A 12757-nucleotide genomic window follows, 5' to 3' on the forward strand; every position below is an offset into this window, starting at 1 on the left:
GGACGCGACGGACGGTGGGACCCGGGCCTCACTCCGGCTCCGCGGTGATCAACAGGCGGTCGGAGACGGCCTCGTAGCCGATCCGCAGGTACAGGGCGTTGCTCGTCGGGTTCGCGAGGTCGGCGAAGAGCAGCACCTCCGCGGCCCCGTCCTCCCGGGCTGGACGGCCGGCCTCCGCGGTGACCGCGGCCGCGTAGCCCCGGCCCCGCTGCTCCGGCGGGGTGTAGACGGCCGAGACCCGCACCGTGCCCGCGATCCTGCGGGAGACGCCCGCCATCGAGACCGGCACCCCGTCCGTCTCCCAGAGGGTCAGCCCGCCGTGCGCGGTGCGCTCGTCCACGACGCGTTCCGCGCGGTCGCCGGACTGCCCGGTCTCCGCACAGAACGCCCGCGTCCACGCGACGAGCAGCGCACGGTCGGCGGTGTCCGCCGCCCGTGGCCTCCCGGCGGGTGCGGGGAAGGGCGGCACGGCCGCGCCGAGCCGGTACAGCCGGTGCTCCTCGTCGACGCGGTGGCGAGGCCAGCGGGCGGCCAGTGCCGTCGCCGCCGCACGGTCCGCGTCGATGCGGGGCAGCGGGAGCGCGTCGGCCAGAGCCGCGACCGCCTCCGGGGCCGCCGAGCCGAGGACCGGCGGGTGGGGCGGCGTGCGCACCAGGGCCCCGGCCACCTCCCCGTCCGCCCCGCGCCACCAGCCCAGCACGGGGTCCCCCGCCCCGTAGGCGTGCGGTCCGCCCTCCCGCAGGGTGGCGGTGACGGTCAGCAGCAGGGTGTTCTCGGCGGGCCGGGCGGCCAGTGACGGCCCGGCCGTCTCCAGGAAGGCGTCGACGTCGTCGGTGAAGGTCCAGGACATGCCTCATCCTGTCCGGCCGTCCGCCTCCCGGTCATCCCGGTTTCCGGCCGGGCGCCCTGGAGCGCCGGGCCCTCGCAGCAGGAACCGCTGGAGCTTCCCCGTCGCGGTCCTCGGGAGCGCCGGCACGAACTCGACGGTACGCGGGCACTTGTGCGGTGACAGCGCGGCCTTCATGTGGGTGCGCAGGTCGTCCGCCGACAGGGACGCCCCCTCACGCAGGACGACGTAGGCGGCCACGATCTGCCCGCGCAGTTCGTCGGCCCGCCCCACCACCGCCGCCTCGGAGACGTCGGGGTGGCGCAGGAGGGCCTCCTCGACCTCGGGGCCGGCGATGTTGTAACCGGCGGAGATGATCATGTCGTCGGCGCGCGCGACGTAACGGAAGTAGCCGTCCGGCTCGCGGACGTAGGTGTCACCGGTGATGTTCCAGCCGTGGCGCACGTACACGCGCTGACGTTCGTCGGCGAGGTACCGGCAGCCGACCGGACCGCGCACGGCCAGCAGGCCGGGCTCCCCGTCGGGCAGCTCCACGCCGTCCTCGTCCACCACACGCGCCTGCCAGCCGGGCACGGGCACGCCCGTGGTGCCGGGCCGGATCGCCCCGTCGGCCGCGGAGATGAAGATGTGCAGCAGCTCGGTGGCCCCGATGCCGTTGATGATGCGCAGGCCCGTCCGTTCGTACCAGGACCGCCAGGTCGCGGCGGGAAGGTTCTCCCCGGCCGAGACGCAACGGCGCAGGGCGGACAGGTCGTGGCCGTCGAGTGCGTCCAGCATCACGCGGTAGGCGGTCGGTGCCGTGAACAGGACGGAGACCCGGTGCTCGGCGAGCGCGGGCAGCAGCTGCCTGGGTCCCGCCTGCTCCAGCAGCAGGGCCGAGGCACCGGCCCGGAGCGGGAAGACCACCAGTCCGCCCAGCCCGAAGGTGAAACCGAGCGGCGGGCTGCCCGTGAACACGTCGTCGGGGCCCGGACGCAGGACGTGCCGGGCGAACGTGTCGGCGACCGCCAGCACATCGCGGTGGGCGTGCATGCAGCCCTTGGGCCGGCCGGTGGTACCCGAGGTGAACGCGATGAGCGCGATGTCGTCGGCGGCGGTGTCCACCGCCCGGTAGGGCCCGGGCCGCGCCGCCGCGAGCTCCGTCAGGTCGTCGGCGGAGTCGCCCCCGTACGTCGTGACGCGCAGCCCGTGGACCCCGGCGCCGAGCAGGTCGTCCACCGATCTGACGTCGCACAGGGCGTGGCCGACACGGGCGAGGGAACAGATCGTGGCGAGTTCGGAGGCCCGTTGCCGGTCCAGGACGGTCACCGCGACCGCCCCGGCCTTCATCACGGCGAGCCAGCAGGCCGCGAGCCAGGGCGTGGTGGGACCGCGCAGCAGCACGCGGTTGCCGGGGACGACGCCCAGGTCATGGGTCAGCACCTGCGCGATCCGGTCCACCCGGTCGCGCAGCTCCCCGTAGCTCCACACCGTCCCGTCGCCGGTGCGGAAGGCGGGGCGGTCGGGGCCGAAGCCGGCGACGGTGCGGTCGAGCAGCTCGTATCCGCAGTTCAGCCGGTCCGGGTAGGCCAGTTCGGGGAGGTCGAAGACCAGCTCGGGCCAGTCCTCGGCGGGTGGGAGATGGTCGCGCGCGAAGGTGTCGGTGTGCGCGCTCGCGGTACCTGACGGCTTCATGAAGCATCGCCCCCTTGTCGCCCTTGGAGCGTATCGTTCGAGTGACGGTAGTCAACGGTCCGCGATAAGACGCGACAAGAGAGGCGCCGCCATGACGGCATTCTCCCTCGATCCCGGTCGAACCGCCTGGTGCGAAGAGCTGTACGCACTCGCCCGTGAGGAACTCCGCCCGCTCGCCGAGAAGGGCGAGCCGGGCAAGGTCAACCGCCCGCTCGTCGCCGCGCTCGGCGGACTGGGGCTCCTGGACCGGCTCCTCGGCTCGGGTGCGCTCGATCTCTGCCTGCTGCGCGAGTCGCTGGCGCGCGGCTGCACGGAGGCGGAGACCGCGCTCGCGCTCCAGGGCCTCGGAGCCGGTCCGGTCCGCCTGGCGGGAACCGAGGCCCAGCGCGCGCGCTGGCTCCCCGAGGTGCGCGCCGGCCGCGCCGTCGCCGCCTTCGCGCTCAGCGAGCCGGGCGCGGGGTCCGACGCGGCTGCCCTCGCCCTCGCCGCACGGCCGGCCCCCGGTGGTGACGGCTGGCGGCTCACCGGCGAGAAGTGCTGGATCTCCAACGCCCCCGAGGCCGACTTCTACACCGTCTTCGCCCGGACGGGGGAGGGCGACGGAGCCCGTGGCGTCACCGCCTTCCTCGTGCCCGCCGACCGGCCGGGGCTCACCGGCGAGGCACTCGACATGCTGTCCCCGCACCCCGTCGGGGCACTGGACTTCGACGGTGTACCGGTGCGCGCCGACGACGTGCTGGGTGAGCCCGGCCGGGGATTCCGGGTGGCCATGGACACCCTGAACCTCTTCCGCCCCAGCGTCGGGGCGTTCGCGGTCGGCATGGCACGCGCCGCGCTCGACGCGACCCTGGAACACACCGCGCACCGCAGCGCCTTCGGGGCGCCGCTCAAGGACCTCCAGGCCGTCTCGCACCAGGTGGCCGAGATGGCCACCCGCACCGAGGCGGCCCGGCTCCTGGTCCTCGCGGCCGCCGCCGCGCACGACGCCGGTGAGCCGGGGGTGCCCCGGCGCGCGGCCATGGCCAAGCTGTACGCGACCGAGACCGCGCAGTACGTCGTCGACACGGCCGTCCAGCTGCACGGCGCCCGCGCCCTGCGCCGGGGCCATCTGCTCGAACACCTCTACCGGGAGGTCCGCGCGCCCCGGATCTACGAGGGAGCCACCGAGGTACAGCGCACGATCATCGCCAAGGATCTGTACGCCACACAGGAGACCCCCGCATGAATCCGATCACCCGGATCAACCCCGCCGAACTCTCCCCGCCCCACGGCTTCTCGCACGCTGTCACGGCCACCGGCGGCCGGTTGGTCTTCCTGGCCGGGCAGACCGCGCTGGACGGTGACGGGAAGGTCGTCGGGGCCACCCTGCCGGAGCAGTTCGAGACCGCCCTGGGGAACCTGCTCACCGCCCTGCGCGCGGCAGGCGGCGCCCCGACCTCGCTGGCCAGGGTGACGGTCTACACCACCGACGTGGCCGGCTACCGCGCCCACGCCCGTGAACTGGGCGCCGTCTGGCGGAGGCTGGCAGGGCGCGAGTACCCGGCCATGGCGGTCGTCGGGGCGGTCAGGCTGTGGGACGAACAGGCCATGGTCGAGATCGACGGAATCGCGGTGCTGGACTGATCCGCCGGCGGACAAGGCGGTCCGGCGCGTCGCACGTGACGAGGGCCGGGCCGCCGGCAGGCGAAAGGGGCGGTGCGTGACGACCGCCCCGGTGGCGGCGCGCCCGCTCCGGAGTGACGCTGAAGGCGCAGGCGCAGCTCCTGCCGCGCACAGGAAGGCGACGGCGGTGACCCGAGAACTCCCCCCGCACGCGGTGCACAGGTCACCCGACGGTGACGGCATCACCGAGCGTGGCGAGGCGCGCTGCGGCCTCCGCGTCAGCGGGACCGGCCGGGGGCTGCCGGACGAGGCGCCCGACGAACCGTGCCATCTCTCCCTGAACGCCGACCGGGTGTTCCGCGAGGACGAAGCGCCCGGCGCGCCGGAACGTTCCCACGTCATGCCGTGTGCGCGCGGATGAACAGGGCAGACGCCGTGCTGTGACCTCAATGGGACGAAGGGCGGCCGCCACCGGCGCGGACCGGAACCAGTGGGCCGACCGCCGCGCGGCGCGCCGGACGGGTGAACCGGTCCGGGGGATATATCTGTATTCGGTGGCCTTTGTTCCGGAACACCCGTCGTGACCGTCCTCGTCCTCTGCCATTTCGTACTGGCGGCGTGCGCCGTGCCGCTGGTGCGGCGCCTCGGCCGCCGGGCCTTCGTCGTGCTGGCCCTGCCTCCCGCGGCCACCACGGTGTGGGCGTTCACCCAGTGGGGCACCACGGCCGACGGCGGGACGGTCACCTCGTCGTGGGACTGGATCGCCACCTACGACGTCACGGTCGCCCTGCGCCTGGACGCACTCGCCGAGCTGATGGTGCTGCTCGCGGCCGGCGTCGGCATGCTCGTCCTGCTGTACTGCGCGTCCTACTTCACCGACGGCTCGCCCCAACTGGCGCCCTTCGCGGGAAACCTGCTGGCCTTCGCCGGCGCCATGCTCGCTCTCGTCCTCGCGGACGACCTGATCACCCTCTACGTCTTCTGGGAACTGACCACCGTCTTCTCCTACCTGCTGATCGGGCACACCAGCGAACGCAAGAAGAACCGCCGCTCCGCCCTCCAGGCCCTGACGGTCACCACGCTGGGCGGACTCGCCATGCTGGTCGGCTTCCTGATCCTCGGTGAGGCGGCCGGCACCTACCGGATCTCCGCGATCGTGGCCGACCCTCCGGAAGCGACCGTCGCCGTGTCCGTGGCCGTCGTGCTCGTGCTCTGCGGGGCCCTGTCCAAGTCGGCGATCTGGCCGTTCAGTCTCTGGCTGCCGAACGCCATGGCCGCGCCCACCCCCGTCAGCGCCTACCTGCACGCCGCGGCGATGGTCAAGGCCGGCGTCTACCTCGTGGCACGGCTCGCTCCCGCCTTCGCCGACGTACCCGTCTGGCGGCCCGTCGTCCTCGTGCTGGGGGGAGCGACCATGCTCCTCGGGGGCTGGCGCGCCCTGCGCCTGCACGACCTGAAACTCGTCCTCGCCTACGGGACCGTCAGCCAGCTCGGATTCCTCACCGTGCTCGCCGGGGCGGGGAACCGGAACGCGGCACTCGCCGCGGTCGCGATGATCCTGGCGCACGCGCTGTTCAAGGCCGCCCTCTTCCTTGTCACCGGCATCGTGGACCACGCGACCGGCACGCGTGACCTGCGTGCGCTCTCCGGCCTCGGCCGGACCATGCCCTACCTCTGCGCGGTCGGCGTACTCGCCGCCGCCTCCATGGCCGCCGTGCCCCCCTTGCTCGGCTTCGCCGCCAAGGAAGCCGCCCTCGAAGCGCTGCTGCACGGCGACACCGCCGACCGCTGGGAACTCGCCGTCGTCGTCCTCGGCTCGGTGCTCACGGTCGCCTACACCCTCCGCTTCGTATGGGGAGCGTTCGCCCGCAAGCGCGGAGTCGCCGACACCCCCGCCCACCGCGTCGGCGCCGCGCTTCTCGCCCCGCCCGCGGTGCTCGCCGTCGCCGGTCTCGTCCTGGGCCCCGGAGTCGGATGGACGGACCGTCTGTTCGCCGCGTACGCCGACGTCTTCCCCGCCCCCGCGCACCCCTACCACCTCGCGCTCTGGCACGGCTTCGGGACGGCCCTGCTGCTGTCCGCCGTGACGTGGGCCGGCGGCGCCGCGCTGTTCGCGGCACGCGGGGCGGTCACCAAGGTCTCCCGCCGCGTCGCGTGGCCCACCGCGGACAACGTGTTCGGCCACCTCCTGCTCGGCCTGGAGCGCGTCGCCCTCCAGGTCACCGGTTTCGTCCAGCGCGGCTCCCTCTCCGGCTACCTGGCCATCACCATGTCGGTGATGCTGGCCGGCCAGCTCGCGGTGCTGGTCACGGACCGCCCCTGGGAGGGCGCGGTCGCCCCCCGGGTGTGGGACGTTCCGCTCCAGGGCGCGGTGGCCTTCCTCACCTGCGCCGCCGCTCTCTCCTGTCTGACGGTCAGCCGCCGGATGAAGGCCGTCGTCCTGGCCGGACTCACCGGGTACGGGGCCGCGCTCCTCTTCGTCGTACAGGGCGCGCCCGACCTCGCGCTCACCCAGTTCTGCGTCGAGACGGTGTCGATGATCGTGTTCGTCCTGGTCCTGCGCCGGCTGCCGGTGCGCTTCGAGGAGTCCATCGGCACCTGGCGGCGGGCGCTGCGGATCCCGGTCGCGCTGGGAGCGGCGGCGACGGTCGGCGTGGCCGTCTGGGCGGCGGGCGCCGCACGCGTCGCCGAGCCCGCGGGCGCCGCGATGGTCGAGGAGGTCGCCCACCACGGCCTCAAGGACGTCGTGGCCACCATCCTCGTCGACCTGCGCGCCTGGGACACCATGGGGGAGTCGGCCGTTCTCGCGGCGGCGGCGATCGGCGTCACCAGCCTCATCTACCTGCACCGCCGCGGCGAGGCCTCCATGAACAGGGAGGAGCTGCGGGGGGAGACCGCCTGGACGCTGTCGGGCCGACGCCTCACCGGACTGCCGCAGGGCGACGACACCGCACCCGAACGGAGCTGGCTGGCCGCCGGATCCACTCTCGCGCCCGAGCACCGGTCCGTCGTCTTCGAGGTGGTGGGCCGCCTCCTCTTCCACCCCATCCTGGTGCTCTCCCTGTACCTGCTGTTCTGCGCGGAGAACATGCCGGGCGGCGGTTTCGTCGCCGGGCTGGTGGCGGGACTCGCCCTCATCACCCGCTACCTCGCGGGAGGCAGATTCGAGCTCGCGGAGGCCGCGCCCCTGCAGCCGGGCCTCTTCACCGGGCTCGGACTGTTCGTGTCCACGGCGGTCGCCCTGGGCGGCCTCGCGGAGGGCACGGTGCTGCACGCCTGGACCTACCACGGACACCTGCCCGTGTTCGGTGACTACCACCTGAGCACCTCGGTGCTCTTCGACTTCGGCGTCTACCTGCTGGTCCTCGGCGTCGTCCTGGACATCGTGCGGGCGCTGGGAGCCAAGGTCGACCGGCAGATCGAGCGGGCGGCGGGCGCGCTGGCGCCCGCGACGGATCCCGGGACGGGGGAGCCGAACCGATGACCATGAGCGTCTCGCTCCTCGCCACCGCCGTCGTCCTCTGCGCGGTCGGCGGCATCCTCATGCTCACCCGGCCGCTCACCCGCATCCTGCTCGGCGCGGTGATCGCGGGGAACGGCATCAACCTGCTGGTCCTCTCGTCGACCGGGTCCGCCGGGGCGGCGCCCCTGCTCTACGGGGTGCCGCTGCGCCGGGTCACCGACCCGCTGCCCCAGGCCATCGCGCTCACCGCCATCGTCATCACGCTCGCCACCACGGCCTTCCTGCTCGCCATGGCCTACCGCAGCTACCAGCTCACCGGCACCGACGAGGTCCACGACGACCTGGAGGACCGGCGCATCTTCCTGCGCGCCGAGGTGCTGGGGGAACGTGCCGAACTGCGCGAGGAATACCGGGCGGAGCCCGGACGCACACGGAAGGAGCGCGCACGCTACCGGCAGGAACGCCACCGCCTGCGCGCCCGGCTGCGCGCCGACCGCGCACTGCAGGCCCGGGGCCGGGACGCCGGCGGCGACCTGTGGCACGACGTGCTGGGCGCCGATCCGGAGGACTACGTGAACGACACGCACGACGACCGAGGAGCCGCCGGATGAACGCGCTCGTCCCGCTGCCGGTCCTGCTGCCCCTCTGCGCCACCGGGGTCAGCCTCGCCTTCGGCGTCAGGCTCGCACGCTTCCAGCGCTTCATCAGCGTCGCCGTGCTCACCGCCGTCCTCGCGCTCTCGGTGACCCTGATGATCGCCGCGGACCGGCAGGGCCCCCTGTCCGTCCACCTCGGGGACTTCGCCCCGCCGCTCGGCATCACGCTGGTCGCCGACCGGCTGTCCGGACTGATGCTGACCGTCTCCTCGGCCGTCACCCTCTCCGTGCTCGTCTACTCACTCGGCCAGGGCATGGCGGACCGGGACAAGGAGACGCCGGTCGCCGTGTTCCACCCCGCCTACCTCATCCTGGTCGCCGGGGTCTCCCTCACGTTCGTCGCGGGCGACCTCGTCAACCTCTACGTCGGCTTCGAGATCATGCTGGTCGCCAGCTTCGTGCTGCTCACGCTCGGCGGTACCGGACCCCGTATCCGGGCCGGCTCCACCTACGTGATCATCTCGCTGTTCTCCTCGATGCTGTTCCTGACGGCGATCGCCATGACCTACGCCGCCACCGGCACCGCCAACTTCGCCCAGCTGGCCCAGCGGCTGCCCGACCTGCCGCTCGGTGTGCAGACCCTGGTCCAGGCGATGCTCCTCACCGTCTTCGCCATCAAGGCCGCCGTGTTCCCCCTGGCCGCCTGGCTCCCCGACTCCTACCCGACCGCGCCCGCGCCCGTCACCGCCGTCTTCGCGGGCCTGCTGACGAAGGTCGGCATCTACTGCATGCTGCGTACCGAGACCCTGCTCTTCCCCGGCAACCGGCTCGGTGACCTGCTCATGGCCGTCGCCCTCGCCTCGATGATCGTGGGCATCCTCGGCGCGGTCGCCCAGACCGACCTGAAGCGGCTGTTCTCCTTCACCCTCATCAGCCACATCGGTTACATGGTCTTCGGGATCGGTCTGGCCACCCGCGAGGCGTACGGCGGTGCGATCTTCTACGTCGCCCACCACATCACCGTCCAGACGAGTCTCTTCCTCGTCGCGGGGCTCATCGAGCGCCGGGGCGGCACCAACGAACTCACCCGGCTCGGCGGGATGGCCAGGTCGGCCCCGCTGCTCGCGCTCCTCTTCTTCGTCCCCGCCATGAACTTCGCGGGGATCCCGCCGTTCTCCGGCTTCATCGGGAAACTCGGACTCATGCGGGCCGGTGTCTCGGACGGCGGTGTCTGGGCCTGGATCCTCGTCGCCGGAGCGACCGTGACGAGCCTGCTCACCCTGTACGTGATGGCCAAGATCTGGAACCTGGCCTTCTGGCGCACCGAACCACCGGGCCAGGCCGCGTACGGCACCGTCCTGGAGACCGCCGACGACAGCGACGACGACGAAGGCCCCGGGCCCGACCGCATCCCGGGCACCGGCGACGAAGGGGTCGGGCCGGCACCGGCCGGCCGGACCGTGGCCGCCACCCTCCAGGGACAGGCCGTCACCACCACGGTCCGCCCGCCCCGGGCGATGACCGCCGCCACCGCGGGCGCCGTCGTGCTCGGGCTGGCCTTCACCGTGCTGGCAGGGCCGCTGACGGCCTTCACCGACCGCTCGGCGGCCGAACTCATCTCCCGCCGGCCCTACGTCGAGGAGGTGCTCGGCCCGTGAAGCGCCTGATCACCCTGTCGTCCGGCGACCCCGATCTGCCGCCCTTCAGCATCGGGTTCGCGGGCCGGCGGCGCCGCGTGCTCGACCTCCCGCTGATCGCCTGGCTCACCTTCATCTGGGTGCTGCTGTGGTCCACCCTGACCTGGGCCAACGTCGTCACCGGTGTGGTCGTCGCGGTCGCCGTGTGCCTCGCGTTCCCGTTGCCCCAGGTCGACCTCGGGCTGAGGCTGCACCCCTGGGGCATCCTCCTGCTCGCCGCCTATCTGCTCTACGACATGTACACCTCGGGGGTGAAGGTCACCCGGCAGATCTTCGCGGACCGCCCTCACCGGCCCGCTGTCATCGGTGTCCCGCTGCGCTGCAGGAGCGACCTGATGCTCGCCGCGACCGCCGTCTCCGTCTCCAACGTCCCCGGTGGCTCCGTCGTCGAGGTGCGCAGGGCCACGGCCACGCTCTTCCTGCACGTCCTGGACGCCGACCGGCCGGCCGAGCTGGAGGCGGTCCGGCGTTCCGTCTGGAAGCTGGAGGAGCTGACGGTCCGGGCGTTCGGCACCTCCGACGAGATCGCCCGGGTGTCCGAGCCGCCGCCACCGGTCCCAGGGTCCGACACCGCTCCCGGCACCGGTCCCGAACGGGGCCCCGACACAGGTTCCGACACCGGAGAGGAGGGGGCATGAGTGTTCCCGAGACCGTCGACCGGGTGCTGATCAGCGCCGCCGTCGTGCTCGTCGTCGTGGCCGGAGCGCTGCTGCTCTTCCGCATCAGCCGCGGTCCCTCGATGCTGGACCGGGCCATCGGGCTCGACGTGTTCGCCGCCGTGATGATCGCGGGACTGGGCGCCAAGTCGGCGTTCGCCCGGGACTCGTTCTACTTCCCGATCATGCTGGTGCTCGCCTTCCTCGGCTTCACCGGCTCGGTCGGCATCGCCCGGTTCATCGCCGTCCGCGACAAGCCGCTGTCGCGGCGCGGGCCCAGGCGGAAGGAGGAGCGAAAATGAGCGTCTGGCTCCAGATCACCGATACGGCTGGGGCGGTGCTGGTCTTCCTCGGCGCGGCCATCTGCCTTCTCGGCGTGGTCGGCATGCTGAAGCTGCCCGACGTCCTGTCGCGCAGTCACGCGGCGACCAAGCCGCAGACCCTCGGGCTGCTCCTGGTCCTGGCCGGGGTCGCGCTGAGGCTGCGCGGCGGGATGGACTTCGCGACACTCGCGCTCATCGGCTTCTTCCAGCTCATGACCAGTCCGGTGGCTTCCCACCTCGTGGCGCGGTCGGCGTACCGGACGGGACAGATCGAGCGCGGCGAGCTGCTGTTCGACGACCTGGACGCGCAGCTCACCGAGCCCGGGCAGGAAGCCGGGAAGCGGCCGGAGCCCGACAGCGGGCCCGAGCGGGACTGACACCGGCCGTCAGCCGTCGAGCAGCCTGTCAGGCAGAGCGCCCACCGTGGCGTCGCTGATGCCGAGCCTGCCGGTGACGTACCCCCGGACCGACCCGTGCGCGGCTCCCAGGTCGGCCAGGAACAGCCGGATGACCTCCTCGGGCGCACGCCCGCGGCGGACCGGCCGTCCGAAGCCCGACGGCCGCCCAGGTCACGGAAGTTGTGCAGTCTCTCGAACGTGATGCGTCCCGTTGTCCCCACGCCGCACACACTGTTTCTGCGATGATGCGGCGGGGAACCACCGGGCGCTGGGGGGCGTATGTCGGGTACGGGTACGGTGCTGCGCGAATTGCGCGGTGCACAGAAGTCGTCCAAAGGTGTCTCGCTCTACTCGCGGTACGTGAACCGCCCGGCCGGGCGCCTGCTCGCGGCGGGTGCGTACCGTGCGGGGCTGACACCCAATCAGGTCACCATGATCAGCGCGCTGTTCACGTTCTCGTCGATCGTCGCGGTCGTGCTCGTCGAGCCGTCCTGGTGGCTGGGAGTGGCTGTGTACGCTGGTCTCGTCGTCGGCTTCGCCTTCGACTCGGCCGACGGGCAGCTCGCCCGGCTGACCGGACGCGGCGGGCCGGACGGCGAATGGCTCGACCACGTCGTGGACTGCGCGAAGATGATCCTCGTCCACAGCGCCGTCCTCATCTCCTTCGACCGCTTCGGCGCGCTGCCGGGGGAGGGGTGGCTCCTGCTGCCGCTCGGCTTCCTGTTCGTCGCCGTGCTGACCTTCTGCGCGGGACTGCTCCGTGAGCAGCTCGGCAAGGCGGCGGCCGGCACGGTGCCGACGGCCACGGGCCCCGCGGCTCCGGTGTCCCGGGTGCGGGCGGTGGCGCTGCTGCCCGCGGACTACGGGGTCTTCTGCCTGGTCTTCCTGCTGCTCGGCGCACCCGGCGCCTTCCGGGCCGGGTACGCCGCACTCGCGGCCGTGCACGCCGTGTTCCTGGTGGCGTTCCTGGTCAAGTGGTTCAGGGAGCTGAAAGCGCTCCGGGCCGGCTGACCAGCACGTCCAGCGCCCGGCGCAGCTGGGTGCTGGACGTGTGCACCGTGTAGGGGAAGTAGACGACCTCCACCCCGACGGCGGCGAAGTCCCGCTCCAGGCGTTCACCCTTCTCGGTGCCCCGCCAGTCGTCGCCCTTGAAGAGGACGTCGAAGCGGACCTGCTGCCATGTCTCGACCTTGTCCGGAACGGTCTCCACGAACGCCGCGTCCACGTACCGCACACCGCGCACGATCTCCAGCCGCTCGGCCAGAGGGATCACCGGGGTGTGGCCCTTGGCCCGCGCGGCCATCTCGTCGGAGACCACTCCGGCCACCAGGTAGTCGCACTGGCTGCGCGCGTGCCGCAGGATGTTGAGGTGGCCGACGTGGAACAGGTCGTACACCCCCGGCGCATAACCGACCCTGTGCTGCACCATCCGTTCTCTCCCCCCACGGTGGAACTGGTCCAACGACCTTACTGTGAAGAACACTTGTGCAACCCGTGAACG

13 protein-coding genes and 1 pseudogene are annotated in these 12757 nt (G+C 72.5%); 10 read left to right on the plus strand and 4 right to left on the minus strand.

All coding sequences use genetic code 11. From position 1 onward, the window contains the following. Positions 1-28 precede the first annotated feature (28 nt). The gene (locus IA22_RS0128910) at positions 29-850 is read right to left on the minus strand and encodes a GNAT family N-acetyltransferase (RefSeq protein WP_030125299.1); all 822 of its coding nucleotides are present in this window, start codon (positions 848-850) and stop codon (positions 29-31) included. Between the two features lie 3 nt (positions 851-853). Then, complete coding sequence (locus tag IA22_RS0128915; protein ID WP_030125300.1) at positions 854-2521, minus strand: AMP-binding protein; 1668 nt, start codon at positions 2519-2521, stop codon at positions 854-856. A gap of 91 nt (positions 2522-2612) precedes the next feature. Between IA22_RS0128915 and IA22_RS0128920 the strand changes: the two genes are divergently transcribed. The 9 genes from IA22_RS0128920 to mnhG all read left to right on the plus strand — a co-directional run bounded on the left by IA22_RS0128920 (position 2613) and on the right by mnhG (position 11235). Then, a complete protein-coding gene (locus IA22_RS0128920; RefSeq protein WP_030125301.1) occupies positions 2613-3746 on the plus strand; it encodes an acyl-CoA dehydrogenase family protein in 1134 nt (377 codons plus the stop codon). Further along, positions 3743-4144: a RidA family protein gene (locus tag IA22_RS0128925; RefSeq protein WP_014153484.1), complete on the plus strand. Its 402-nt coding sequence runs from the start codon at positions 3743-3745 to the stop codon at positions 4142-4144. The genes IA22_RS0128920 and IA22_RS0128925 overlap by 4 nt, the downstream gene beginning before the upstream one ends. Before the next feature lie 166 nt (positions 4145-4310). Then, entirely contained in the window at positions 4311-4544 is a 234-nt protein-coding gene (locus IA22_RS0128930; RefSeq protein ID WP_015579163.1) for a hypothetical protein, read from the plus strand. Between the two features lie 159 nt (positions 4545-4703). Next, the gene (locus tag IA22_RS0128935) at positions 4704-7607 is read left to right on the plus strand and encodes a Na+/H+ antiporter subunit A (protein WP_015579164.1); all 2904 of its coding nucleotides are present in this window, start codon (positions 4704-4706) and stop codon (positions 7605-7607) included. Next, positions 7604-8197 carry a Na(+)/H(+) antiporter subunit C gene (locus IA22_RS0128940; protein ID WP_014153481.1) on the plus strand — a complete coding sequence of 198 codons (594 nt, stop codon included), beginning with the start codon at positions 7604-7606 and terminating at the stop codon, positions 8195-8197. Before IA22_RS0128935 ends, IA22_RS0128940 begins: the two co-directional genes overlap by 4 nt. Next, on the plus strand, positions 8194-9840 hold the full coding sequence (locus tag IA22_RS0128945; RefSeq protein ID WP_015579165.1) for a Na+/H+ antiporter subunit D: 1647 nt from the start codon (positions 8194-8196) through the stop codon (positions 9838-9840). The genes IA22_RS0128940 and IA22_RS0128945 overlap by 4 nt, the downstream gene beginning before the upstream one ends. Then, the gene (locus tag IA22_RS0128950) at positions 9837-10517 is read left to right on the plus strand and encodes a Na+/H+ antiporter subunit E (RefSeq protein WP_030125302.1); all 681 of its coding nucleotides are present in this window, start codon (positions 9837-9839) and stop codon (positions 10515-10517) included. Before IA22_RS0128945 ends, IA22_RS0128950 begins: the two co-directional genes overlap by 4 nt. Further along, complete coding sequence (locus IA22_RS0128955; RefSeq protein WP_014153478.1) at positions 10514-10837, plus strand: MrpF/PhaF family protein; 324 nt, start codon at positions 10514-10516, stop codon at positions 10835-10837. The genes IA22_RS0128950 and IA22_RS0128955 overlap by 4 nt, the downstream gene beginning before the upstream one ends. Beyond that, positions 10834-11235 carry a monovalent cation/H(+) antiporter subunit G gene (mnhG, locus tag IA22_RS0128960; RefSeq protein ID WP_014153477.1) on the plus strand — a complete coding sequence of 134 codons (402 nt, stop codon included), beginning with the start codon at positions 10834-10836 and terminating at the stop codon, positions 11233-11235. Before IA22_RS0128955 ends, mnhG begins: the two co-directional genes overlap by 4 nt. A 9-nt stretch (positions 11236-11244) precedes the next feature. On the opposite strand, the pseudogene IA22_RS36540 reads toward mnhG, so the two are convergent. After that, positions 11245-11373, minus strand: a pseudogene (locus IA22_RS36540) (tyrosine-protein phosphatase); the annotation flags it as partial. Positions 11374-11535: 162 nt separating this feature from the next. On the opposite strand from IA22_RS36540, the gene IA22_RS0128965 reads away from it, so the two are divergent. Further along, positions 11536-12267: a CDP-alcohol phosphatidyltransferase family protein gene (locus IA22_RS0128965; RefSeq protein WP_030125303.1), complete on the plus strand. Its 732-nt coding sequence runs from the start codon at positions 11536-11538 to the stop codon at positions 12265-12267. On the opposite strand, the gene IA22_RS0128970 is transcribed toward IA22_RS0128965, so the two are convergent. Next, positions 12236-12685 (minus strand): FAD synthase family protein, encoded by a 450-nt coding sequence (locus IA22_RS0128970; protein WP_014153475.1) that lies wholly within the window; start codon positions 12683-12685, stop codon positions 12236-12238. The genes IA22_RS0128965 and IA22_RS0128970 overlap by 32 nt on opposite strands. Positions 12686-12757 lie beyond the last annotated feature (72 nt).

This window comes from Kitasatospora papulosa (assembly GCF_000717245.1).
Taxonomy (GTDB): Bacteria; Actinomycetota; Actinomycetes; order Streptomycetales; family Streptomycetaceae; genus Streptomyces; species Streptomyces papulosus.